22 protein-coding genes are annotated in these 22,624 nt (G+C 65.1%); 13 read left to right on the top strand and 9 right to left on the bottom strand.

Going from position 1 to position 22,624, the window contains the following annotated elements; translation table 11 throughout:
* Window positions 1–129: 129 nt before the first annotated feature.
* The gene (locus AC56LN_RS03415) at window positions 130–1,491 is read right to left on the bottom strand and encodes a chloride channel protein (RefSeq protein ID WP_499569948.1); all 1,362 of its coding nucleotides are present in this window, start codon (window positions 1,489–1,491) and stop codon (window positions 130–132) included.
* 187 nt (window positions 1,492–1,678) lie between these two features.
* On the opposite strand from AC56LN_RS03415, the gene AC56LN_RS03420 reads away from it, so the two are divergent.
* Complete coding sequence (locus AC56LN_RS03420) at window positions 1,679–3,049, top strand: DUF1800 domain-containing protein (protein ID WP_499569949.1); 1,371 nt, start codon at window positions 1,679–1,681, stop codon at window positions 3,047–3,049.
* A gap of 3 nt (window positions 3,050–3,052) precedes the next feature.
* Window positions 3,053–4,198: a DUF1501 domain-containing protein gene (locus AC56LN_RS03425; protein ID WP_499569950.1), complete on the top strand. Its 1,146-nt coding sequence runs from the start codon at window positions 3,053–3,055 to the stop codon at window positions 4,196–4,198.
* A gap of 19 nt (window positions 4,199–4,217) precedes the next feature.
* Here AC56LN_RS03425 and AC56LN_RS03430 read toward each other — a convergent pair whose 3' ends face one another.
* The 5 genes from AC56LN_RS03430 to flgA form a co-directional block, all read right to left on the bottom strand.
* Window positions 4,218–4,538, bottom strand: coding sequence for a hypothetical protein (locus tag AC56LN_RS03430; protein WP_499569952.1), 321 nt, complete (start codon window positions 4,536–4,538; stop codon window positions 4,218–4,220).
* 96 nt (window positions 4,539–4,634) lie between these two features.
* Window positions 4,635–5,870 (bottom strand): GGDEF domain-containing protein, encoded by a 1,236-nt coding sequence (locus AC56LN_RS03435; RefSeq protein ID WP_499569954.1) that lies wholly within the window; start codon window positions 5,868–5,870, stop codon window positions 4,635–4,637.
* Between the two features lie 174 nt (window positions 5,871–6,044).
* Window positions 6,045–6,515, bottom strand: coding sequence for a flagella synthesis protein FlgN (locus tag AC56LN_RS03440; RefSeq protein WP_499569955.1), 471 nt, complete (start codon window positions 6,513–6,515; stop codon window positions 6,045–6,047).
* A 3-nt stretch (window positions 6,516–6,518) separates the two neighbouring features.
* Entirely contained in the window at window positions 6,519–6,833 is a 315-nt protein-coding gene (flgM, locus tag AC56LN_RS03445) for a flagellar biosynthesis anti-sigma factor FlgM (RefSeq protein WP_482899823.1), read from the bottom strand.
* Window positions 6,834–6,949: 116 nt separating this feature from the next.
* Window positions 6,950–7,648 (bottom strand): flagellar basal body P-ring formation chaperone FlgA, encoded by a 699-nt coding sequence (gene flgA / locus AC56LN_RS03450; protein ID WP_499569956.1) that lies wholly within the window; start codon window positions 7,646–7,648, stop codon window positions 6,950–6,952.
* A 167-nt stretch (window positions 7,649–7,815) separates the two neighbouring features.
* Here flgA and flgB point away from each other — a divergent pair, with 167 nt between their 5' ends.
* The 11 genes from flgB to flgL all read left to right on the top strand — a co-directional run bounded on the left by flgB (window position 7,816) and on the right by flgL (window position 18,646).
* Window positions 7,816–8,232, top strand: coding sequence for a flagellar basal body rod protein FlgB (gene flgB / locus AC56LN_RS03455; RefSeq protein WP_482899821.1), 417 nt, complete (start codon window positions 7,816–7,818; stop codon window positions 8,230–8,232).
* 11 nt (window positions 8,233–8,243) lie between these two features.
* Window positions 8,244–8,645: a flagellar basal body rod protein FlgC gene (gene flgC / locus AC56LN_RS03460; protein WP_183555738.1), complete on the top strand. Its 402-nt coding sequence runs from the start codon at window positions 8,244–8,246 to the stop codon at window positions 8,643–8,645.
* A gap of 19 nt (window positions 8,646–8,664) precedes the next feature.
* Entirely contained in the window at window positions 8,665–9,381 is a 717-nt protein-coding gene (locus tag AC56LN_RS03465) for a flagellar hook assembly protein FlgD (RefSeq protein ID WP_499569957.1), read from the top strand.
* Between the two features lie 41 nt (window positions 9,382–9,422).
* Window positions 9,423–10,949 carry a flagellar hook protein FlgE gene (locus AC56LN_RS03470; RefSeq protein ID WP_499569958.1) on the top strand — a complete coding sequence of 509 codons (1,527 nt, stop codon included), beginning with the start codon at window positions 9,423–9,425 and terminating at the stop codon, window positions 10,947–10,949.
* Window positions 10,950–10,967: 18 nt separating this feature from the next.
* Complete coding sequence (flgF, locus tag AC56LN_RS03475; protein ID WP_499569959.1) at window positions 10,968–11,708, top strand: flagellar basal-body rod protein FlgF; 741 nt, start codon at window positions 10,968–10,970, stop codon at window positions 11,706–11,708.
* Window positions 11,709–11,772: 64 nt separating this feature from the next.
* Window positions 11,773–12,555, top strand: a complete 783-nt coding sequence (flgG, locus tag AC56LN_RS03480; protein WP_499569960.1) for a flagellar basal-body rod protein FlgG — start codon at window positions 11,773–11,775, stop codon at window positions 12,553–12,555.
* A gap of 15 nt (window positions 12,556–12,570) precedes the next feature.
* Entirely contained in the window at window positions 12,571–13,218 is a 648-nt protein-coding gene (locus AC56LN_RS03485) for a flagellar basal body L-ring protein FlgH (RefSeq protein ID WP_499503436.1), read from the top strand.
* 12 nt (window positions 13,219–13,230) lie between these two features.
* Window positions 13,231–14,343: a flagellar basal body P-ring protein FlgI gene (locus AC56LN_RS03490; protein WP_499569962.1), complete on the top strand. Its 1,113-nt coding sequence runs from the start codon at window positions 13,231–13,233 to the stop codon at window positions 14,341–14,343.
* 15 nt (window positions 14,344–14,358) lie between these two features.
* On the top strand, window positions 14,359–15,336 hold the full coding sequence (flgJ, locus tag AC56LN_RS03495; protein ID WP_499569963.1) for a flagellar assembly peptidoglycan hydrolase FlgJ: 978 nt from the start codon (window positions 14,359–14,361) through the stop codon (window positions 15,334–15,336).
* A gap of 98 nt (window positions 15,337–15,434) precedes the next feature.
* On the top strand, window positions 15,435–17,405 hold the full coding sequence (gene flgK / locus AC56LN_RS03500) for a flagellar hook-associated protein FlgK (protein ID WP_499569964.1): 1,971 nt from the start codon (window positions 15,435–15,437) through the stop codon (window positions 17,403–17,405).
* A gap of 17 nt (window positions 17,406–17,422) precedes the next feature.
* Window positions 17,423–18,646: a flagellar hook-associated protein FlgL gene (gene flgL / locus AC56LN_RS03505; protein ID WP_499569965.1), complete on the top strand. Its 1,224-nt coding sequence runs from the start codon at window positions 17,423–17,425 to the stop codon at window positions 18,644–18,646.
* Here the strand turns inward: flgL and AC56LN_RS03510 are convergent.
* From AC56LN_RS03510 to fliR, 3 genes are all read right to left on the bottom strand, one after another.
* The gene (locus AC56LN_RS03510; RefSeq protein WP_499569966.1) at window positions 18,633–20,660 is read right to left on the bottom strand and encodes an AsmA family protein; all 2,028 of its coding nucleotides are present in this window, start codon (window positions 20,658–20,660) and stop codon (window positions 18,633–18,635) included. The two genes, flgL and AC56LN_RS03510, sit on opposite strands and share 14 nt — an antisense overlap.
* A gap of 139 nt (window positions 20,661–20,799) precedes the next feature.
* The gene (locus AC56LN_RS03515) at window positions 20,800–21,708 is read right to left on the bottom strand and encodes an alpha/beta hydrolase (protein ID WP_499569967.1); all 909 of its coding nucleotides are present in this window, start codon (window positions 21,706–21,708) and stop codon (window positions 20,800–20,802) included.
* Window positions 21,709–21,762: 54 nt separating this feature from the next.
* Window positions 21,763–22,605 carry a flagellar biosynthetic protein FliR gene (fliR, locus tag AC56LN_RS03520; RefSeq protein WP_499569968.1) on the bottom strand — a complete coding sequence of 281 codons (843 nt, stop codon included), beginning with the start codon at window positions 22,603–22,605 and terminating at the stop codon, window positions 21,763–21,765.
* Window positions 22,606–22,624: the final 19 nt, after the last annotated feature.

Consider the following 22,624-nt stretch of genomic DNA (forward strand, 5'->3'; position numbering starts at 1 on the left):
TGGTCGCGTAGTAGCCCGCGTGGCGGCCCGACCAGCGCAAATCCTGTCATGCCTGGCGGCATGAACACCCTGGTCGGATTATAACGTAATCAATCGACGAGCCGCCCACGCTTCGTCGCGGGCTGCGCGTCATGGCGCACGGTCGGGCGGCTCACCCGCGCTCGGCGGGTGAGCGGGCCTTGGTGGCAACTGGATCGTCGCCAGCGCACTGTACAGCGGCGGCGTGAGCACGCGCGAGACCGTGCTGGCAACGACGGCGCAAGCCATCAGGCTGAGCACCATGCTGTGGCCGTCGACCATTTCCATGACGATGATGAAGGCTGTCAGCGGCGCCTGCGTGGCAGCCGCCAGAAAGCCCACCATGCCCAGCGCAATCAGCGCGGCGCTGTGCGGGTAGCCGGTGATCGAGGCGATGTTCTGGCCCATGGCCGCACCGATCGACAGCGACGGCGCGAAGATGCCGGCCGGCACGCCCGACCAGGCGGTCAGCCAGGTCGCGACGAACTTGAAGAAGGCAAACGCCACTGGCACATTGGCTTCGTTCTCGAGCAGGCTGCGCGTGGCTTCGTTGCCGCTGCCATAGGTCGCTCCGCCGCTCAGTACGCCAATGACTGCGATCAGGAAGCCACAGCCCAGTGCGAAGCGCACCGGGTAGCGGGCGCGCCAGCGCGTTGGCAGGTCGGGCGAGACGCCGCGCAGGCTGGCAATCAGCACGCGGGCAAACAGCCCGCCGGCAAAGCCGCAGACGACGGCGGCAAGCAAGCCCGGCCACAACAGCGACAGGCCGATCGGCCCCGGATGGATGACGCCGAAGTGCGGGCCGTTGCCATGCACGGACACCGCGATCAGGCCGGCAAGCACGATTGCCGCGACGATCAGGCCGCTATTGCGCTGCTCGGGCGCGCGCGACAATTCTTCGATGGCGAACATGATCCCTGCCAGCGGCGTGTTGAACGCGGCGGCAATACCCGCTGCGCCACCGGCCACGAGCAGCGAATGGGCGCTGATGCCGCTGCCGCGCGGCAGCCAGCGGCGCGCGGCGAGCATCACGCCGGCCGCGATCTGGACCGACGGGCCTTCACGCCCCAGCGACAGGCCGCCCAGCAGGCCGGCCGAGGTCAGGCCGATCTTGGCGAAGCTGATTTTCAGGGACACGAGCAGGGGCCGCCGGCCGCCGGAAATCGCCGGGTCGAGGGCCGCCATCACTTGCGGAATGCCGGAGCCGCCAGCGCCGCGCACGAAGCGCCGGGTGACCCAGACGATGGCGGCGCACAGGAGCGGCGTCCAGATCAGCGGTACCCACCAGGCGAACTCGGCGATCTTGTTGAACTGGGCGAATGCCGACTCGGCCAGCCAGGTAAATGCCACGACCACGAGGCCGGCGATGGAGGCCGTGCCGACGACGACGATGCGGGTGCGCCAGAGATTGGCAGAGATGAGTTCGCGTTTGAAGGCGGAGCGTACGTCGTGCGGAGAGGGGTCGTGGGACATGGTGGGCTCGAGGGGACGAGGCCGTATTATATAGATTTGTGCGAATGTATTTGCGCCCACACCGTTGTAATGACACAAAAAATGGAAAGATATCGCCACGCATGATCAGTCCGGCCGTTACGGACAGTTACATACCATACAGGCCGGTATGACCTGCCAGGGCAGTTCCGGATCTATACTCGGCGGCATGATCAACGATTCCATTGCGCGCAACCGCCTGGGCCTCGGTGCGCGACCGGACGACAAGCCCGTTGACGATCCACGGCGCTGGTTGCTGGCGCAGCTCGAAGCGTACGAGCCGCTGCCGGCGCCATGGCGCGCGATCGAACGCACCCCGGAGCGCGCCGCGCAGTGGGCCGAGCAGCAGGGCGCCATCCGCAACGCGCCCGAGGCGCAGCGTGCCGGCATCCGTGAAATCTACCAGCGCGCGGGCAGGGCAGCCTACCTGGCCGGCGTGGAGGCGCGTACCAACAGCGCCCTGCAAAGCAGTACGCCGTTTGTCGAGCGCCTGACCCACTTCTGGGCCAACCATTTTGCGATCTCCGTCGAAAAAGTACCGGTCCTTGGGTTTGCTGCCAGCTACGAGGCCGATGCCATCCGGCCCCATGTACTCGGCCGCTTCGAGGAGATGCTGCTCGCGACAGTGCGCCACCCCGCCATGCTGCTGTATCTCGACCAGTCGATTTCGACCGGGCCGGACAGCGTCGCTGGCCGGCGGGCGAGTGCGAAAGCGCCGGACCGGCCGCCACGCGGCCTGAACGAAAACCTGGCGCGTGAAATTCTCGAACTCCACACGCTCGGTGTGCGCAGCGGCTACACGCAGGCCGACGTGGTTGAATTTGCCCGCGCGCTGACCGGCTGGACGCTGCCCGGCCCGCAGGCGCCCGAAGGGACCGCGCAGACCTTCCGGTTCCAGGCGAACCAGCACGAGCCCGGCGTGCGGACGGTGCTGGGCCGCAGTTATGCCGACGATGGCGAACAGCAGGCAACGGCCATCCTGCGCGATCTGGCAAAGGCGCCGGCGACGGCCAGCCACATCGCCACCAAGCTGGCCCGCCACTTCATCACGGACGATCCACCGCCGGCGCTGGTCAAGCGGCTGGCGGACACGTTCCTGCAGAGCGGCGGCGACCTGACGGCCCTGTACCGCGAACTGGTCAGCGCAGCAGATAGCCTGCCGCCAATGGCCGCCAAGTTCAAGTCGCCCTGGGACTGGACGCTGTCCGGCCTGCGTGCGATGGGCGTGCAGACGGTGCCGGCGGCGCGCGTCCAGTTTCTGCTGGGGCGGCTCGGCCAGCCCGTCTGGCGGCCTGGCTCGCCGGCCGGCTATGGCGACGTCAGCGCCACCTGGGCGGCCCCGGATGCGCTGCTGCGCCGGGTGGAAGTCGCGCAGCGTCTCGCCACCGAGTTCGGCAACAGGATCGATGCGCGCGCCCTGGCGCCGCGCGTACTGCCGGACACCTTGAACCGGGCGACCGCCACCGCCATTGCACAGGCAGAAAGCCCCGCCAATGCGCTTGCCTTGCTGCTGGCGTCGCCCGAATTCCTGAGAAGGTAAAACATGCTCACCCGACGTGGTTTCATTTCCAGCGCAGCAGCATTGCTTGCCGCGCCAAGAATCGCATTCGCAGGCGCTGAGACCGAGCGCCGCTTCGTGTTCATCATCCAGCGCGGCGCTGCCGATGGCCTGCACACGCTGATCCCGTACGCCGATCCCGCGTATGCCAGGTTGCGCGGCGCGCTGGCCATTGACCCCGCCGAGGCGTTGAAGCTCGATGGCACCTTTGTGCTGCACCCGTCGCTGACCGGCATTGCCGGGCTGTACAAGGCGGGGCAGGCCAGCCTGTTCCACGCAGTGGCGTCACCCTACCGCGACCGTTCGCACTTCGATGCGCAGAATGTCCTCGAAACGGGCGGCAAGGCGCCGTTTGAAGTCAAGGATGGCTGGATGAACCGGCTGGCCGGCATGCTGCCACGGCGCAGCAACCAGGCTATCGCGTTCGCGCCGACGCTGCCGCTGGCGCTGCGTGGCGCGATCGATGTTGCCTCGTACGCGCCATCCGGCCTTCCGCACGCCAATGACGATCTGCTGCTGCGTGTGCAAAAACTCTATGAAGAAGATGCACAGCTGAGCGGACTCTGGTCGACGGCGCTTAAGGCGCAAGGCATGGCGGGTGAGGTCGGCGGCGGCAAGGGCCAGCCGTCGTCTGCCGAACTGGGCAAGGTGGCCGCAGGCTTCCTGGCGCGCGCGGACGGCCCCCGGATCGCGATGATCGAAACCAATGGCTGGGACACGCACAGCGCGCAAAAAGGGCGCATGGCGACGCAGTTGACCAATCTGGATGCCCTGATCAGCGGGTTGCAGCAGGGACTCGGCGATACCTGGAACCAGACAACGATCCTCGTTGCCACCGAGTTCGGGCGGACCGTGGCAGCCAACGGCACGGGCGGAACCGACCACGGAACGGCGTCGGCTGCCATGCTGGTCGGTGGTGCGGTCAAAGGCGGGAAGGTGATCGCCGACTGGCCCGGGCTGGCGCCCGCTGATCTGCTCGAGAGCCGCGATCTCAGGCCGACCCTGGACCTGGACATGCTGGTGGCGCATGCCTGTGCCAGTGCATTCCAGCTGGATCCTGAACGCACGGCGCGCGTCCTGTTTCCCGGTTCGGCATCGGGAACGTCATCGGCGCGCCTGCTTCGCGGTTGATGGATGCTTGAAGGGCCAATCAGCCCTGGCGCGTCGGCGTGTCCGTCCCGCCGTCGGCCGCCTCGCCATCCGGCTCACCTGGCGCCTTGGGGCGCGAGCCACCCGGTACGTCGCCCGTCGCCTGTCCGTGGCTGGCCTGTGGTGCGCCGGCCGGGCCGACATTGCTTTCCGGCGAAGCCTTGGCAAAGTTGCTGTTGATGCCCGACTGGCTGGTGCCCTTGGCAGGATGACCGATGCTCGAGTCGCCGTCGGCGTCGTTCGCCACGAAGCCCGCCAGTGCATCGGGACCGCCATCGCGCAGGCCGGTGTCTTTCTGGGCGTTGGTGTTGTCGTTGTTCATGCTGTTCTCCTGGATGCGTTGGTATGCAATCCAGTTGGGTACGTAGCCCGTGCTTCCCAATAGGAGCGCAGAGCGTCCCGACGTAGGACTGGTCGCTCAGCGGCTGGCGCTGACTTTCTGCGACGGCCGCACGACATGCAGCGGCGGGGCGAGCGCAACCACCTGATCGCGACCGGCCGACTTGGCGGCGTACAGCGCCGAGTCAGCGCGCGCCAGCGTGGTCTTGAATGGTTCGCCCTCCAGCGTGACGGTCGCGCCGATGCTCAGCGTGAGCCGGCGTTGCGCGGCCGGCATCGCGCTGGTGGCCTCGCGCAGTGCGGCAGCCAGCGCCTTGCCCACGGCGCTCGCGCGCGCCAGGTCGGCGCCCGGCAGCAGCACGGCGAATTCGTCGCCGCCCAGGCGCGCGATGCAATCGACGGCGCGCAGCGTGTCGCGCGCGCGGGTGGCGACCAGTTGCAACGCGATGTCGCCCGCTTCGTGGCCGGCGCTGTCGTTGATCGCCTTGAAATGGTCGAGGTCGATCAGCATCAGGGCCAGGGGCTGGCGCCGGTGCCTGGCACGCGCCGTTTCGCGTTCGGCGATCTCGAAGAACGCCTTGCGCGACCAGGCGCCGGTCAGGTGGTCATGGTTGGCGATGTACTCGGCCTGGTGCACGATGTGGCGGTGCAGGGTCAACAGGCCACCGAGGGTCAGCGCCGGCAATGCCAGTGCGGCGACGGTCAGGATCGCCAGGCTGGCCGTGCTTGGCTGCAGCAGCGACGTCGGTGGATCGGGCGCCAGCAGCAGCCAGAGCATGCGCACCCCGTGCCCGCCCGCGACCAGCACGCACATGAGCAGCACGAAGCGCTGCACGTGCTGCTGTCCCGGGCCTTGCAGGTGCAGCTGGCCGTGCAGGCGGCGCTGGTGTTCGCCGCGTCCCGCCAGCACACTGTGCGCGATGTCGATGCAGACCCCGGCCTGGAACAGCGACACGACGGCGCTGCGCAGCGTGAACGAGTCGAACCAGTCATGAAACAGTACGGTCAGGAGGCCGACCGCACCGACCAGCAGCGCCAGTACTTTGCCATGCGCCTGGCGTCCGGACAACTGGCGATAGCCGGCGGCAAGGGCGGCGCCGGCGCCGGAATAGGCCATATTGGCCACCTCATAGCCCAGCAGCGTCGGCAATTCACGGCCAAAGGCATACAGCAGATTGCCAAGCAGGCCCAGCAGCGCGGCCCAGCGCATGGCACGCATGCCGTGCAGGGATTGCGAGCCAGCCGACCCCAGCGCAAGATAGACGAGAAAGCAAAGCAGGGACGCGATCAGGAAAATCTGCTGGGTGGCGAGCATGGCGAACGGGCCTGGCGCAATGGGATGCGCAGTGATGGACAAAGAGGGGGCAAACCGAACTGAGCCGGTATTATGCCGTCGATGTATCCAGGCCGGGCGCTTATTTGGCGCCGTTGTTCAATTACTTTATTTTAACGTTGCAGGCCGCAATGGCTGCTGCGTGCGCGACGCTGCTTACCCGACGACGTAGCGTTTCGAGACGCCCACGCCCATGGTCTGGCCACTGGCGCCGTAGATGGTGCCGGTCGGTGCGTTGGTCGGGGTGCGCAGGGCGTTGAGCACGCCCTGGTTGTGCGCCAGCTGCTTGTTGATCAGCATGCCATTGACGCGGTTGAGTTCTTTTGCTTCGCGTGCAGCGTCGAGCATGCGCTCCCATTGTTGCCGTGCATCGCCGTCGTCATTGACGGCCAGCCAGGGTTCCATGCCCGCTTCCGAAGCATCACAGCCCGCCGCCGCCAGCGCTGCGTGGCGCTGTCGCGACAGCGAGGCCAGGTCGGCCAGCATCGCATTCTTGCGTGTGGTCAGCGTGGCCAGGGTGTCGGCATCGAGCGATACCAGGGATTGTTGTTCCTGCTTCATCAGCGCCAGGAGGGCGGTGAGGTGATCGTGTTCGGCGGCGAGGGTCTGGAACGGGCTGGTGGTCATGGTTTAGCGTTGTCTCGAATGGAGCAAGTCGCGTACGGTGTCGAGCAAGCCGTCAGCCACTTTCTCGGAGTTGACTTGGAACTGGCCATCGGCGATGGCCATCTTGATACGTTCTACTTTCTTGGCGTCGAATACGGCCGCGCCGCCACCGATGCTGCTGGCCATGGCCTGGCCCTGCGGGGACAGGCGCACGCTGTCGGTCTGCGCCCCGGTCAGGGGCGCGGTCGTTGCTGCCTTGTCGGCACCACGCGCGTTGTTCGTCTGCGTGGTGGCGGGTTGAAGGCCTGGGTTGCTCTTGAGTGTGTCGTTGATTTTCACGGCGTCATCCTTCTCGGTGCGCGGAGCACAAGCTCCGGGATCTGCTCATTGTAACGGCCACGCCTTTACAAACTTTAGCAATCCACACCGATTCGACGAAGAGAACATCACAATTTCTATAAAACGATCTCCACGGTGCCACCATCGCGCGCCGTGCCACTGATGATCCGGCCGGCCGTCGTGCGTACCTGGACGATCTGGCCGTCGCTTGCATTGTTGATGGCCTTGCCTTCGCTGCTCACCGAAAAGTTCGAGCCGCGCGATACCAGCCGTACCGCCTGGCCCTGCTTGATGACGGCCTGGCTGCGCAGCGCGTCAACGCGCAGGGCGGTGCCGGCAGGCAGCGACACGGTCGGCGTGCGGCCCAGTGCCTGGCCCATGTCGGTGATGATGCCATTGGGCATCGCGGCGATATCGCCCTTCACCATCACCAGCTGACCCGGCACCAGCGGCTGGCCCTGGGCCAGCGGCACGCCGGCGGCGACATACTCGGCCACGACGCTGACCTGGGCCTGCACATATATCGTCCAGGCCGGCGCCGTGCAGCGCACGCCCACGGTCGTCTTGCCCCACGGGCGCGCGCCCGGTTGCTGGAATGCCTGGGGCGCCGGGCAGGCTGGAAGGCTCAGGCGCTCGTCGATGGCGCCGACCTGCACGCTCACCTGGCCCGGCAAGCCGGCGCTCTGGGTGGCCAGGAACTGCTGCACCACGGCGCGCACGGCCTCGGGCTGCTGGCGGCTGTGCGCCCCCTGCTGGGCCTGCGCAACACTATGTACAAGTGCCAGCAGCGAAAAAGCGACAAGTTTTGCTGTCATGGTTGGGCGGTCGACCAGAGATTGGGGAATGCTGCTATCTTAGGTCGAATGATTCCGTAGTGAAACTTTGAATAGCGGGGGGAATGTTGCCTCTTCTCCGTCGATTGGTGTAGCGAGCCGAACCGTATGATCGCTTCTGTCCCAACAAAGCACAGCCCGGAGGCAGCATGATCGGCAAACTCGACGAGTACATGCGTTTTAATGAAACGGCATTGTCCCTGCGCTCGCAACGCCAGGAACTGCTGGCGTCCAATATCGCCAATGCCGACACCCCGAACTACAAGGCGCGCGACATCAATTTCGCGGCCGCCTTGCAGGGGGCGATGGCAGGCGGCAAGCCGGGCGGTGCGATGAACACCACCAACACGCAGCACATGGCGCGCGGTCTTGCCACGGGCGACACGCTGGCCAATGGCACGCCGGTGCTGTACCGCGGCGTGGTGCAGGGCAGCGTCGACGGCAACACGGTCGACATGGACGTCGAGCGCAACCAGTTTGCCGACAACGCGCTGCGCTACGAGGCCGGGATCAACATGATCAACAGCCAGATCAAGGGCCTCCTGAGCGCGATCCAGGGCCAATAAGGAAACTCGCCATGTCGCTATTTAATATCTTTAACGTGTCCGGTTCGGCCATGAGCGCCCAGGCGCAGCGCCTGAATACGGTGGCCAGCAATCTGGCCAATGCCGACAGCGCCACGTCGCCGTCGGGCGAAGCCTACCGCGCCAAGTCGGTCGTGTTCGAGTCGGTGCCCACCGCCTCGGGCGCGACCGGCGTGCGCGTGCGCGAAGTGGTCGAAGACCCGTCGCCACTCAAGCAGGTGTACGACCCCAAGCATCCGATGGCCGACGACAAGGGCTATGTATCGATGCCGAACGTGAACGTGGTCGACGAGATGGTCAATATGCTGTCGGCCTCGCGCTCGTACCAGACCAACGTCGAAACCATGAATGCAGCCAAGACCATGCTGCTCAAGACCCTGACCATCGGCCAGTAAGCGCCACCAGATCGATACCATGACCAGCCCAATCACCAGCTCGACCGCAACGTCCGATATCTCCAGCCTGCAGACGACCATGAACGCCAAGGCGAAGGCCGCCGGCGACAGCGTCCAGGCCGACACCGACAAGTTCATGACGCTGCTCGTGACCCAGTTGAAGAACCAGGATCCGCTCAACCCGATGGACAACGCGCAGATGACGAGCCAGCTGGCCCAGCTGCAGACCGTCACCGGCGTGAACAAACTGAACACCACGCTGGAGTCGCTGAAAGCCAGCTACCAGTCGAGCGAATCGCTGTCGGCGACCAACCTGATCGGTCATGGCGTGCTGGTCGAAGGCAACGACATCCTGCTCTCGAAGAGCCAGGCCATTCTGGGCATCGAACTGGAGAGCCCGGCCGACAAGCTGCAGGTTGTCATCGTCGACAAGGCCACAGGCAAGGACGTGGCGGCAATCGATTTGGGCGAGCAGAAAGCCGGGATCGTGCCGGTTGCCTGGAATGGCATTCCCGACCCGAACAATCTGGACGCCGACGGCAAGCCCGTCGTGCTGCCCGATGGGAACTATACCTTCCGCGTGGTTGCTTCACGTGGCGGCGAACAGCTGACCGACGCCAAGACCCTGTCATTCGACAGCGTCGCCAGCGTCACGACGAATGGCAAGGACGGCGTCAAGCTGAACCTGCCGGGCAAGGGCCCTGTCGCCCTGGCCGATATCAAACAAGTGCTGTAAGCCAGGCCGCTTACTCTCTCACCTTATACTGGAGCATTACCATGTCTTTCCAACAAGGCTTGAGCGGCTTGAACGCTGCTGCCAAATCGCTGGACGTTATCGGCAACAATATCGCCAACGCCAGCACGGTCGGCTTCAAGGGGTCGACCACCCAGTTTGCCGACGTCTACGCCAATGCCCTCAACGGCGCGGGCGGACTGAGCGCCGGTATCGGCGTGAAAACCGCCGCCATCGCCCAGCAGTTCACGCAGGGTAACGTCGAAGCCTCGAGCAACCCGCTCGACATCGCCATCAACGGCGCCGGTTTCTTCCGCATCGAACAGGCCGGCGTGGTGCAATACTCGCGCAATGGCCAGTTCTCGCTCGACAAAGAGGGCTTCATCGTCAATGCCCAGGGCGCCAAGCTGACCGGTTATGGCCTGGGCGCCAACGGCCTGCTGGCCGCCGGCACCGCCGTGCCGCTCAAGATCGATACCGCCGACCAGCCGCCGAAGGTGACGTCGGAAGTGCAGATCCAGCTCCAGCTCGATTCGCGTGCCAGCCCGCCGAAGAAGACCGAATTCGATCCGGCCGATCCGGACACCTACAACAAGCAGGTGCCGATGAGCGTGTACGACACGCTGGGTAACTCGCACACGCTGTCGACCTTCTACGTCAAGTCGCCGACAGGTGACGGCACCTGGAATGTGTACGCGGCCAAGGACGGCACCGAAATCGGCGCGCTGGACGCGGTCGGCAAGGCCCAGACCGACCCGGCGGCCGTTGCGTCGCGCGGCGCCTGGGATACCGCCAGCAAGGTCGTGCCGCCTGTGGCGGCCACGCTGGCCACCGCGATCGGCACCTACGCCACCGACGCCGCCAATGCGGTCGCGACGGGCGCCGGCAACCTGGCCACCGCCGACAACCTGGCCGAAGTGCGCGCCGCCGCAGCGGCTGCCGCCGCGATCCCGGGCGCGACCCCGGTGCAGATCGACGCCGCGATTGCCAAGGCGCTCAAGATGGAGCCGAAATCCATCGGCACGCTCAAGTTCGACACCAATGGCGCGCTGAACCTGGCCAGCACGGGCACCGCCGGCAAGTTCAACATCGACATCCCGATCGTGCCGTCGACCGGCGCCGAACTGAACCTGCCGGTGGAAATCAACTTTGCCGGCACCACCCAGTATGGCACCACCACCAGCGAAAAGTTCCTGGCGCAGGATGGCTACAAGCCGGGTTCGCTGCAGCGCTTCTCCACCGGCGCCGATGGCAGCATCCTGGGCCAGTACAGCAATGGCCAGACCAAGGTCCTGGGCCAGGTCGTGCTTGCCAACTTCACCAACCCGAACGGCCTGCAGCCGCTGGGCAACAATGCCTGGGCCGAATCGTCCAATTCCGGCGTCCCGCTGATGGGCACCGCCGGCACCGGTGGCCTGGGCGTGCTGCAATCGTCCGCCACCGAAGCGTCGAGCGTCGATCTGACGGCCGAACTGGTCAACATGATCACCGCGCAGCGCGTGTACCAGGCGAATGCGCAAACGATCAAGACCCAGGATTCGGTGTTGCAGACGCTGGTGAACCTGCGTTAAACCATCTAGGAACCCATCATGGACCGCCTGATCTACACCGCCGCCTCCGGCGCCAAGCACATCCTCGAGCAGCAAGCCACGACGTCCAACAACCTGGCCAACGTGAGCACGACGGGCTTTCGCGCCCAGATCGACATGTTCCGTGCGGCGCCGGTGCAGGGCCCGGGCATGCCGACCCGTGCGTTCGTCGTCGACTCGACCGCCGGCAACGACTTCGCCGCCGGTCCGCTGCAGGCAACGGGGCGCGATCTGGATGTGGCGGTGAAAGGGCAGGGCTGGCTGGCGCTGCAGATGCCGGATGGTACCGAAGCCTACACCCGCAACGGTGCCCTTCAGATGAGTCCGAACGGCGTGCTGCAAACGCCGGGTGGCCAGACGATTGCGGGGGAAGGCGGGCCGATCACGGTCCCGCCCGACGCCACTGTGACGATCGGCAGCGACGGCACCATCTCGACGATTTCCAACGTCGACACGCCGGCTGCGCCGACGGTGATCGGGCGCCTGAAGCTGGTCAATCCGCCGCAAGGCGACATGGTGCGTGGCGACGACGGGCTGTTTCGCGTCAAGAACGGCGCGCCGGTCCAGGCCGACCCGACCGTGCAGGTGGCCGGCGGCGCGCTCGAAGGCAGCAACGTCAATCCGGTCGATTGCATGGTCGACATGATTGCGCTGGCACGTTCTTTCGACACGCAAATGAGCTTGCTGAAGAACGCCGAGAACAACGCGGCGAAAGCTACCCAACTCCTCGCTTTGAATTAAGTGTTGCCGCTGCATAATTCTATTGTCCGTGGAGGCATTTGCCTGCCACCAATAGGAGAATGCAATGATCCGTTCGCTCTACATCGCCAAGACCGGCCTGGAAGCCCAGCAGACCAATCTCGACGTCATCTCGAACAACCTCGCCAACGTCAGCACCAACGGCTTCAAGAAGTCGCGCGCCGTGTTCGAGGACTTGCTGTACCAGAACGTGCGCCAGCCAGGTGCACAGTCGTCCCAGCAGACGAATCTGCCGTCGGGCCTGCAGATCGGTACCGGTGTGCGCACCGTCGCCACCGAGCGCATCCACACCCAGGGTAATCCCCAGCTGACCGGCAACGACAAGGACGTGATGGTCAACGGTCCTGGCTACTTCCCTGTCTTGATGCCGGACGGCACCCAGGCCTACACCCGCGACGGCTCGTTCCAGAAGGACCAGAACGGCCAGCTCGTGACCTCGAGCGGCTTCGTGATCCAGCCGCCGATCACCGTGCCGGTCAATGCCCAGTCGATCACGGTGGGCCGTGACGGTACCGTATCGGTCACTGTCGCCGGCGAAACCGCCACCACCCAGATCGGCGCGCTGCAGCTGGCCACGTTCATCAACCCGGCCGGCCTCGAGTCGCGCGGCGAGAATCTGTACACCGAAACCACCGCCTCCGGTAACCCGAACCTGAACGTGCCAGGCACGAATGGTGCTGGCAACATCATGCAGGGTTATGTGGAATCGTCGAACGTCAACGTGGTCGAGGAAATGGTCGCGATGATCCAGACCCAGCGCGCCTATGAGATCAACAGCAAGGCGATCACGACATCCGACCAGATGCTGCAAAAACTGTCGCAGCTTTAATTGTCCAGAGCCATCATGAAAATCCTGACTTCGTTCGCTGCGCTGGTACTGCTTGCCGGTTGCGCCGCCACCCCCACCACCATCGTGCAGGGCCCGACCAGCGCGCGTCCGATGCTGGTCGACGGCGCCCCGGCCACCGATGGCGCGATCTTCAACGTCAACAGCTACCGGCCAATGTTCGAAGACCGCCGCGCCCGTCATATCGGCGACCTGCTGACCGTCAATATCAGCGAGCGCACGACGGCGACCAAGGCCGGCGCGAGTTCGGGCAACAAGACTGGCAGCGCAAGCTTCACCAGCCCGGGCCTGCTGGCCGGCGTGATCGGTGCCGGCGTGGCGCTGGAATCGGGCACCAAGTTTGCCGATGGCGACAACCAGAGCGCGTCGAACAACTTCACCGGCACGATCGGTGTGACCGTCACCGAAGTGCTCCCGAACGGGAACCTGATCGTGGCCGGCGAAAAGCAGGTCGCGATGAACAAGGGCACCGAGTTCATCCGCTTCTCGGGCATGGTCAGCCCCGACACGATCCAGGCCGGCAATATGGTCTCGTCCAACGTGATCGCCGATGCGCGCGTCGAATACCGCACCAACAGCCGCCTCGATCGCGCTGAAGTGACGTCGATGCTGTCGCGTTTCTTCCTGTCGATGCTGCCGTTCTGAAAGACCCTGACCATGCGTAAATTTGCTTCCGTTGTCCTGCTGGCCGCCATCGTTGGCGGCATCGCGCCCCTGGCCCACGCCGAGCGCCTGAAGGACCTGGCCACCATCGCCGGCGTACGCCAGAACCAGTTGTCCGGCTACGGCATCGTCGTGGGCCTGGACGGCACCGGCGACCAGACCAGCCAGACGCCATTCACCGTGCAGTCGATCCGCGCGATGCTGCAGCAGAAGGGCGTCAACCTGCCGGCCGGCACCCAGCTGCAACTGAAGAACGTGGCGGCCGTCATGGTCACGACCTCGCTGCCGGCGTTTGCCCAGCCGGGCCAGACGCTCGACATCACCGTGTCGTCGATCGGTAACGCCAAGAGCCTGCGCGGCGGCACACTGCTGATGGCGCCGCTGCATGGCGCCGATGGCCAGGTCTATGCCATGGCCCAGGGCAATCTGGTGGTGGGCGGCGTGGGCGTCCAGGCGCAGGGCGGCGGCGCGCAGGTGCAGGTCAATCACCTGGCCGTCGGTCGTATCTCGGCCGGCGCCACGGTCGAGCGCGCCGTTGCATCGAACCTGGGCGAGAACAACCAGATTCGCCTGGAACTGAAAGAGACCGATTTCGCCACCGCCGCGCGCGTCGTCGACGCTGTCAACGACCAGTTCGGGCCGGGCATTGCCACGGCGCTGGACGGGCGCGTGGTGCGCGTGCGCACGCCATCGTCGAGCGACCAGCGCGTGGCCTTCCTGGGCATGCTGGAACAGATCGACGTCAACCAGCCGCTGGCCTCGGCCAAGGTCATCATGAACGCCCGCACCGGCTCGGTCGTGATGAACCGCGCCGTGATGCTCGACAACTGCGCGATCTCGCACGGCAACCTGTCGATCACCATTGGTTCCGATACGCAGGTGAGCCAGCCGAACGCACTGGCCGGCGGCCAGACCGTCGTCACGCAGAACCAGTCGGTCGAAATCAAGAAGGAACCAGGCCAGATGATCAATGTGAAGGGCGGGGCATCGCTGGCCGAAGTGGTCAAGGCGATGAACTCGATCGGCACCACCCCGCAAGACTTGCTGGCCATCCTGCAAGCGCTCAAGGCCGCCGGTTCGCTGCGCGCCGAGCTCGAAATCATCTAAATCAAGAGACACGCCATGATCGCCTCGCCCAACCTTGACCAGACCAGCAAGCTCGCGCTCGACACGAACAGCCTCAACGGGCTGAAGAACAGCGCGAAAGCCGGTACGCCGGCCGCCATGAAAGAAGCGGCGACCCAGTTCGAGGCGATGTTCATCAACATGATGATGAAGAGCATGCGCGATGCCACGCCGCAGGAAGGCATGACCGACAACCAGCAGACCAAGACCTTCACGACGATGCTCGACCAGCAGACCAGCCAGAACCTGGCCAAGCGTGGCGTCGGCCTGGCCGACGTGCTGGTGCGCCAGCTGAGCGCGAACCAGATGGGGCAGCAGGCGCTGGCCATCGGCGCCGATGGCATGGGCGGCGACGCCGCCGCTGGCGCCGGCCGCCTGACGCCGTCGCTGAACAACGCCGCGGCCCTGTACGGCAATGGCGCGGCGCTGGGCGCGGGCGCGGCGGCCAATGCGGTATCCGGCACTGCCGCCAGCAAGGCGCCGCCGCTGCCGGCAACGACCGAGACGGGCCGGGTCCAGGCGCCGCACGTGCGCGCGTTCCAGGAAAAACTGCACGAGCACGCCCATGCGGCCGAGCAGACCACCGGCGTGCCGGCCAAGTTCATGCTGGGTCAGGCTGCGCTCGAGACCGGCTGGGGCAAACGCATGATCAGGAACGCCGATGGCAGCAACAGCAACAACCTGTTCGGCATCAAGGCCGGGGCCAGCTGGAAAGGCAAGGTCGCCACTGCCGTCACCACCGAATACGTGAATGGCAAGCCGCAGACGAAGGTCGAGAAATTCCGCGCCTACGACAGCCCGGCCGATTCGTTCCGCGATTACGCCAACATGATCGCGAAGAATCCGCGTTACGAAAAAGTCATCGGCAGCAGCGACGCGGCCACCTTTGCCCAGGGCCTGCAGCGCGCCGGCTATGCAACCGATCCGAATTACGCGGCCAAGCTGACCCGCCTGATCAAGAATTCGCTGGCGTAACGATCGCGTGCGCCCATTGACGCCATTCTTATGTCAGCCGACCGTCAAGTTTTTTGAAAAACTGCCGTTGACTGTACTGTCACAGAGAGAAAAAAATTATGTCAGGTAGCCTCCTCGCCATCGGTAAGACAGGGTTGTATGCAGCACAGGCAGCCCTGGCCACGACCGGCCACAACATCGCCAACGCGAACGTGGCGGGTTTCTCGCGCCAGACCGTGGTGCAGGCCACGTCGGCCGCGCTCGATACCGGCGTCGGCTTCCTCGGCACCGGGACCGAGATCGCGCAGATCAAGCGCTACAGCGATAATTTCCTGAACACGCAGGTGCGCTCCGCCCAGGCCAGCACCAGCGGCCTGGAATCGTATTATTCGCAGATCAAGCAGATCGACAACCTGCTGGCCGACACCACGTCGGGCCTGTCGCCGGCGATGCAGGGCTTCTTCAAGGGCGTGCAGGACATGGCCGCCAACCGCGCGTCGGTACCGTCGCGCCAGGCGATGCTGTCGAGCGCCGAAACGCTGGCCACGCGCCTGCAAGACCTCGACTCGCGCCTTGGCGAAATCCGCAGCGGCGTGAATGGGGAAATCGAAGCGAGCGTTACCGCCATCAACACCTACGGTTCGCAGATCGCCAAGCTCAACGAACAGATTTCCACTTTCGCCTCGTCCGCGACGCGCCCGCCGAATGACTTGCTGGACCAGCGCGACCAGGTGGTGCTCGAACTGAACAAGTTCGTCAAGGCCACCGTTACGCAGGGCGACAACAGCAGCCTGACGATTTCAATCGGTAACGGCCAGCCGCTGGTAGTGGGCAACGATTCGTTCCAGCTGGCGGCGATGGTCTCGCCAACCGACCTCACGCGCCTGGAAGTGGGTTACCAGGTTGGCACGAAGGTGGCGGTGCTGCCCGATGGCGCGCTCTCCGGCGGCAAGCTGGGTGGCGTGCTCGAATTTCGGACCGAAACGCTCGACAAGGCCCAGAGCGCGCTCGGCAAGATCGCGATCGGCATGGCCTTCGAATTCAACGCGCAGCACCAGCTTGGCCTGGACCAGAACGGTAATCCTGGCCAGCCGTTCTTCAGCGTGGCCCCCGCCTTTGTGGGCGCCAGCATCAACAACGCCAAGGGCACCAATGCCAATCCGGCGGCCGAGCTGACCGCGAAGGTGACCGATCCGGGCAAGCTCAAGGACAGCGACTACGAAGTCACGTTCAACGGCACGAGCTACAAGGTTGTGCGCCAGTCGGACAATGCCGAAGTGGGCACCGTCACGCCGGCTGCCGATGGCACGGCCACGTTCGAAGTGGACGGCGTCGAGTTCAATTTCAAGAACAATGCGCGCAACAAGGACACCTTCCTGGTGCGCCCGACCATCGACGGCGCGGCCAACTTCAACGTGCTGGCCAACGATGTGTCGCAGATCGCCGCCGCGGCGCCGATCCTGACCAGCATGCCGCTGACCAATACCGGCACCGCCAAGATCAGCGAAGGCAAGGTGTCCAAGGACTTCCTGACCGCGCCGGCGGCGCTGCCGGTCACGCTCGCCTTCGATGAAACCAGCGGCAACCTGACCGGCTTCCCGGCCGGCATGGTCACCGTGGTCAACAGCAAGGGCGAGTCAAGCCAGGTGAACGCCAATAGCGTCAAGTTCGACAACGGCTCGACCTACAGCTTCGGCGGCGTCAGCGTCACGATGACGGGCAAGCCGGGCAACGGCGACAAGTTCACGATCGCGACCAACAGCAGCGGCGTGGGCGACACACGCAACATCGCCGCGCTGGGCGAACTGCAGACCAAGAACATCTTCAACAACGGCACCGCGACGCTGACGTCGTCGTATGCGCAGATGGTCAGCCAGGTGGGCAACAAGACGCGCGAAGTGCAGGTCAATGCGCAGGCCGGCAACGCCTTGCTGGCGCAGGCCACCGGCGCCCAGGCCGATGTCTCGGGTGTGAACCTCGACGAAGAAGCCGCCAATCTCATCAAGTACCAGCAGGCCTATCAGGCGTCGAGCAAGGTCATGCAGATTGCCGGCACCATCTTCGACACGCTGCTGTCGATCAGCCGCTAACACAGCGAAAGAACATCATGCGTATCAGTACCGCGAACCTGTATGCCAACTCGACCAACCAGCTCAACACGCTGCAGGGCGCGCTCGCGCGCACGCAGATGCAGCTGTCGACCGACCGCCGCCTGTTGACCGCCGCCGACGATCCGGTCGCCTCGGCACGCGCGCTCGAAGTAAGCCAGTCGCAAGAGATCAACGCCCAGTTCGCCACCAACCGCAACAGCGCGAAGTCGTCGCTGGCGCAGGTGGAATCGACGCTGCAGAACACCGGGGACTTGTTGCAGGACATGCAGACGCTGGCCGTCTCGGCCGGTAATGCCACGATGCTGCCGAGCGACCGCGAAAAGCTGGCGACCGAACTCGAAGGCCGGCTGGCCGACCTGCTGGGCATCGCCAATACCGCCGACGGATCGGGCGGCTTTCTGTTTTCGGGTTACATGACCACCACCCAGCCGTTCACCAGTACCCCCACCGGGGCCGCCTACCAGGGCGACCAGGGCGTGCGCCAGTTGCAGGTCAGTGATTCGCGCAAACTGCCGCTGTCGGCATCGGGCAGCGCCATTTTCGAGGCGATCCCGACCGGTAACGGCACGTTCCAGACCCAGGCCGGCAGCGGCAACACGGGCGCGGCGCTGATCTCGTCCGGTTCGGTCGTGGACCGCCAGGCCTTCAATAGCACCAAGTACGGGATCGAGTTTGCCGTCAGCACCGACACGCCGCCCGTGACCACGTATGCGGTCTACAACACGAGCAGCAATCCGAAAGCCCTGGTCAGCGACGGCAACGCCTATGAAGCCGGCAAGCAGATCACCTTTGGCGGCATGGCCTTCGACATCAAGGGCGCGCCGGCCAATGGCGATACCTTCAGCGTCGAACCGAGCCAGAAGCAGTCGGTGTTTACCACCGTGACCGACCTGATCGCCACGCTGCGCCTGCCGGGCGACGGCTCGGCCGGCAAGGCGGCACTGACCAATGGCCTGAACACGGCCATCGACAACCTGAAGAATGCGCACGACAACGTGCTGACGGTGCAGTCATCGGTCGGCGCGCACATGAAGGAACTCGACTACCTCGACAGCACCGGCGACGACCTGGACATCCAGTACGCCGCCACGCTCGACGACCTGGTGGGCCTCGACACCGTCAAGGCCATCTCGGACTTCTCGCAGCAGCAATTGACGCTGCAGGCGGCGCAGATGTCGTTCAAGACGATGTCGGGCCTGTCGCTGTTTAACTACCTTTGATCTTCGGCGCGACTTTCCCGTTCACCTTCGGTGGTTGCTTCGCGGCGCTGATCTCGGCGCCGCAATTCGTATCGGGCGCCTTGTCGACGTTAATCAACGGCAGCAGGGCGGCCAGCGGGTTGATCGCTGCCAGTGCCACGGCCGCGCCAGCCTTGAGCGCCAGCGGGCCGGCGTGCGGACCCACCTTCGGATCGGTGAAGGTGCCGCGCGCATACAACGGCGTGCGCAGCGACAGGATGCGCGCACCCTTCGTTTTCGGCCGCACATCCACGTCGAGCTTCTCGGTGGCCAGATCCACGTAGCCGGTCGCGTTCACCACTGCATCTTCACTGTCGAGCACGAAGCGATCGATATTCGCGCGGCCATTGCGCACCGTGGTGGTCGCCGCCACGCAGTTGAGCATGGTCTGCTTGTCACCGAAAATCTTGACGTAGACGGCATTGGCCACGTTCAGGCCCGCCAGTTCGAGGACGAACTGGCTGACCGTGCCTTCGGTCACCACGGCATTGATTTCACCCTGCGACGTGCCCAGCATGGCCGCCACGGTATTGCCCTTGCCGACCAGCGCGCCGTCGCCATTGATTTCGCCAAAGGTCGCCTGCATCGATTGCAGCTTGGGGAACAGTTCACGGATCTTCACGCCGCGCGCCGCCAGCCGCGCCGAGGCGTCCAGCGTCTTGTCGCGACCGTCCAGCCGGATATTCGACGTGATGCGTCCGCCCGCCAGTGCAAAGCTCAGCGGGGTCAGCGTCAGGACCTTGTCCTTCATGCGGATCGTCGTATCGATGTCGCGCAGCGGAATGTTGGCAGTGCGCAGGATCTGCTTGCCAGTGAACTTGACCTCGGCGTCGAGCGCGCCCCATTTGGCCGTGTTGAACTGGTCGACCGGCAGGGCTTTGCCCGGCGCCGGCGCCTTGACCTTGCCTGCGGCCTTGGTGCCTTCGCCGGTGTCGGCGCCCACGGTCGGACCGAGGTCGGCCAGGCGCAGTTGCTGCGATGTCAGCGCGCCCGTCAGCAGCGGCCGCGGCTTGCGCTGGGCGTAGGCGAGCGTGCCGGCGATATCGCTGGCGCCGACCTTGCCGGTGAAATCCTTGTAGGTGAAGGTCCAGAACTCGCCGTCTTTCTTGCCCAGCAACGTGCCCTTGGTGGCATATGGCGGGGTTTCCGGCAGCAGCACGCCGGTCAGCCCGTACAGGTCGGCCATGCTGGCGCCGGCCAGTTGCATCTTCAATGCAAAGCCCGACAGCGAGCGCGGATCGCGGATGATGCCGCGCAGGCCGAGCTTGTTGTCGCCGGCGGTGGCCTCTGCTTCGATCGGGAAGCTGGTGTTGTCGCCAGTAAGCGAAAGAACCGCGCCGGCCTTGCCGCCGCCGGTGATCTTTGCCTTGTTGTAGGTGCCAGCCAGGGTGAACGCCAAACCATATGGCGGCACGCCGACCGCGGTGGAGGCGTTTTCGCCGCCCTTGATCGAATCGGCGGTGGCGCGCAAATCAAGACCAACCGGCTCATCCACGTAGCGCACCTTGGCGCTGTCGAAGGCCAGGCGTTGCAGATCGACCTTCCATGCGGAAGGGCCATTGTCCTTGAAGGTCCACGAATTGCTGCCATCGGCGCGGCGCTGGACCGCGATGTCCGGATTGGCCAGGCGCAGGTCGGTGATCACGACATCCTTCGTCAGCAGCGGCAGGATGCGCACGCCAGCCTCGACGCGCTGGGCGGCGGCCATCTGCTTGCCGACCGTGCTCCAGGCAGGATTGCTCATGTAGACGTTATCGGCCGTGATATGCGGTTGCGGCACGAAACGCCGCCAGCCGGTCTCGCCGTTGCGATCGCGCTGGAACCTGACGTCCAGGTCACCGCGGATGGCGAATTCGCGCCCGGTCGTCTCCGACACCTTGCGGTTGATGTACGGACGCAGCATGTTCCAGTCGAACAGCATGAGGAACAGGATTACTGCCACGGTGATGGCCAGCAAGATCCAACCGGTGATTTTGAGAGGTCTGGAAAGGGTCATTGTCGATCGTGCCCATGAGTGGGTCGGCGGCTGGCGCAGCGAGGCACCGGGATTGTCAGGCTAGCAGGGTCCAGGCAATATTGTTGGTTGGCTAAGTCGCACTACTGCACATTTAATTGGTATTTTTTTATGCTTGACGTCAGGTAAGGAAAAATTCAAGTCCACGTGCCATTGCCGGGAAGGTTGCCGCACCGTGGTCTTCGTGCGCCAGCAGGTGGAACTGCACACGCGCCAGGGTAGTGGTCTTTTGCAGTCGCTCGCCCAGTTCGCGCGCGTTGTCCACCATGCGGCGCGCGGCGGCGATGGCGTCACGGCCCTGCAGCGGACCATTCGCGATTGACGGTTGTTCCAGCTCGCCCACGGCCAGCATCAGCGACGGTCTCGAGGACAGGGCAGCAACGCGCCGGCCGAAGCCGTCCATCCCGCCCAGCACCACGCGCTCGCGGTACCAGATCGACGGGCTGGCCGCCAGGTAAGTCTGGAACATCGCCGGGCGGGTGAACAATGCGTGCAGTGTGCACAGGCCGCCGTACGAATGGCCATACAGCGCCTGGCGCCCCGGGTCGAGCGGTGCCAGTGTCGCGATCAGCGGCTTGAGTTCGCGCTCGATAAAGTCGAGAAACAGGTCGGCGCCGCCTTCCTTCGCAGGACCATCCGCACCCGACGGCGGCGTGTAGTCGCGCCCGCGCCCCATCCCGTAGTCGAACTCGCCCGGATAGCCAATGCCGACGACCACGGGCAGCGCAGTGCTCCGCGGCAGGATCGTGCGCGCCATCAGCGCCAGCGTCGGGAAGGTCGCGTTGCCGTCCAGTGCGTAAATCACCGGATAGCCGGCCGGCGGGGGCGGGGTGGTCGGGATGCTGATGAAGATGCGGTAGGTCTGGCCGGTGATGGGCGAGGTGATGTCGCGTTGCCGGGCCTGGTGCAGCGTGGCGGGTTGCCAGTCAGCGGCGGCGCGGGCCAGGGGCGTGGCCATGACGGACAGGGCGGCAGCGGCGAGGATGCGGCGGCGCGGGAGAACAGTCGGAACGGCAGCAGGAGTGGCCATGCGCTTGATGAAAGATGAGAATGATTCTCATTGTAGCGCAGTGCGATGGCGCCGTTATCCCGGCGCGGGCACCACCGGCCTGGCCACCGGCTGCGCACCCGCTGTCCCCGGCTGCGGATTGCTGGCGCGCGGCAACGATCTGCTCACTTCGATGCCCTGGTTGAACAGGTTGACGATCGGCGCGCCCAGGTAGGGCAGCACTAAGCTCAGCGTCAAAAAGCCCACGCCGAGCGTGATCGGAAAGCCGATGCCGAAGATGTTCAGCTGCGGCGCGGCGCGCGTCAGGATGCCGAGGGCGACCTGCGTGATCAAGAGCGCAGCGATGATCGGCATGGCGATCTGCAGCCCGGCCGAGAAGATGCGCCCGCCCCAGCGCACCAGTTCGAGCGCGGTGTTCGATGAAAACGGGGTGTCGGTAATCGGCATCGTGATGAAGCTTTCGGCCAGCGCCTCGAGCAGAATCAGGTGGCCGTTCACGGCCAGAAAGGCCATTGTCGCGACCAGCGCCATGAACTGGCTGATGGCAGATGAGCGGCCGCGCGTGCTGGGGTCGAAGAACATCGCGAAACCCAGGCCCATCGTCTGGCTCGAGACCTCGCCGGCGTACTCGATGGCGGCGAACACGATGCGCATGGCAAAGCCCATCGCCAGTCCGATGATCATTTCCTTGGTCAGGATGAGCAGGCCCGCCCACGAGGTCGGGTCGGCCGCCGGTACGGCCGGCACGAGCGGCGCGATGACGATCGCCAGCAGGATGCCGAGCGAGACCTTGGCGCGCACCGGCACGCCGGCATTGCCGAACAGCGGGGCGGCAGCGATCAGGCCGAGAATGCGTGACAACGGCCACAGCAGGCCGGCGATCCAGGCATTCATTTCCGCCGAAGTCAGCGTCAGCATCGGGCGCCTCCGGGCGTGC

The sequence above is a fragment of the Telluria sp. ZT3P26 genome (assembly GCF_059686035.1).

Coding starts and splice junctions, on each gene's coding strand:
- AC56LN_RS03415 (WP_499569948.1), bottom strand. CDS start 1,491: ATGTCCCACGACCCCTCTCCGCACGACGTACGCTCCGCCTTCAAACGC.
- AC56LN_RS03420 (WP_499569949.1), top strand. CDS start 1,679: ATGATCAACGATTCCATTGCGCGCAACCGCCTGGGCCTCGGTGCGCGA.
- AC56LN_RS03425 (WP_499569950.1), top strand. CDS start 3,053: ATGCTCACCCGACGTGGTTTCATTTCCAGCGCAGCAGCATTGCTTGCC.
- AC56LN_RS03430 (WP_499569952.1), bottom strand. CDS start 4,538: ATGAACAACGACAACACCAACGCCCAGAAAGACACCGGCCTGCGCGAT.
- AC56LN_RS03435 (WP_499569954.1), bottom strand. CDS start 5,870: ATGCTCGCCACCCAGCAGATTTTCCTGATCGCGTCCCTGCTTTGCTTT.
- AC56LN_RS03440 (WP_499569955.1), bottom strand. CDS start 6,515: ATGACCACCAGCCCGTTCCAGACCCTCGCCGCCGAACACGATCACCTC.
- flgA (WP_499569956.1), bottom strand. CDS start 7,648: ATGACAGCAAAACTTGTCGCTTTTTCGCTGCTGGCACTTGTACATAGT.
- flgB (WP_482899821.1), top strand. CDS start 7,816: ATGATCGGCAAACTCGACGAGTACATGCGTTTTAATGAAACGGCATTG.
- flgC (WP_183555738.1), top strand. CDS start 8,244: ATGTCGCTATTTAATATCTTTAACGTGTCCGGTTCGGCCATGAGCGCC.
- AC56LN_RS03465 (WP_499569957.1), top strand. CDS start 8,665: ATGACCAGCCCAATCACCAGCTCGACCGCAACGTCCGATATCTCCAGC.
- AC56LN_RS03470 (WP_499569958.1), top strand. CDS start 9,423: ATGTCTTTCCAACAAGGCTTGAGCGGCTTGAACGCTGCTGCCAAATCG.
- flgF (WP_499569959.1), top strand. CDS start 10,968: ATGGACCGCCTGATCTACACCGCCGCCTCCGGCGCCAAGCACATCCTC.
- flgG (WP_499569960.1), top strand. CDS start 11,773: ATGATCCGTTCGCTCTACATCGCCAAGACCGGCCTGGAAGCCCAGCAG.
- AC56LN_RS03485 (WP_499503436.1), top strand. CDS start 12,571: ATGAAAATCCTGACTTCGTTCGCTGCGCTGGTACTGCTTGCCGGTTGC.
- AC56LN_RS03490 (WP_499569962.1), top strand. CDS start 13,231: ATGCGTAAATTTGCTTCCGTTGTCCTGCTGGCCGCCATCGTTGGCGGC.
- flgJ (WP_499569963.1), top strand. CDS start 14,359: ATGATCGCCTCGCCCAACCTTGACCAGACCAGCAAGCTCGCGCTCGAC.
- flgK (WP_499569964.1), top strand. CDS start 15,435: ATGTCAGGTAGCCTCCTCGCCATCGGTAAGACAGGGTTGTATGCAGCA.
- flgL (WP_499569965.1), top strand. CDS start 17,423: ATGCGTATCAGTACCGCGAACCTGTATGCCAACTCGACCAACCAGCTC.
- AC56LN_RS03510 (WP_499569966.1), bottom strand. CDS start 20,660: ATGACCCTTTCCAGACCTCTCAAAATCACCGGTTGGATCTTGCTGGCC.
- AC56LN_RS03515 (WP_499569967.1), bottom strand. CDS start 21,708: ATGGCCACTCCTGCTGCCGTTCCGACTGTTCTCCCGCGCCGCCGCATC.
- fliR (WP_499569968.1), bottom strand. CDS start 22,605: ATGCTGACGCTGACTTCGGCGGAAATGAATGCCTGGATCGCCGGCCTG.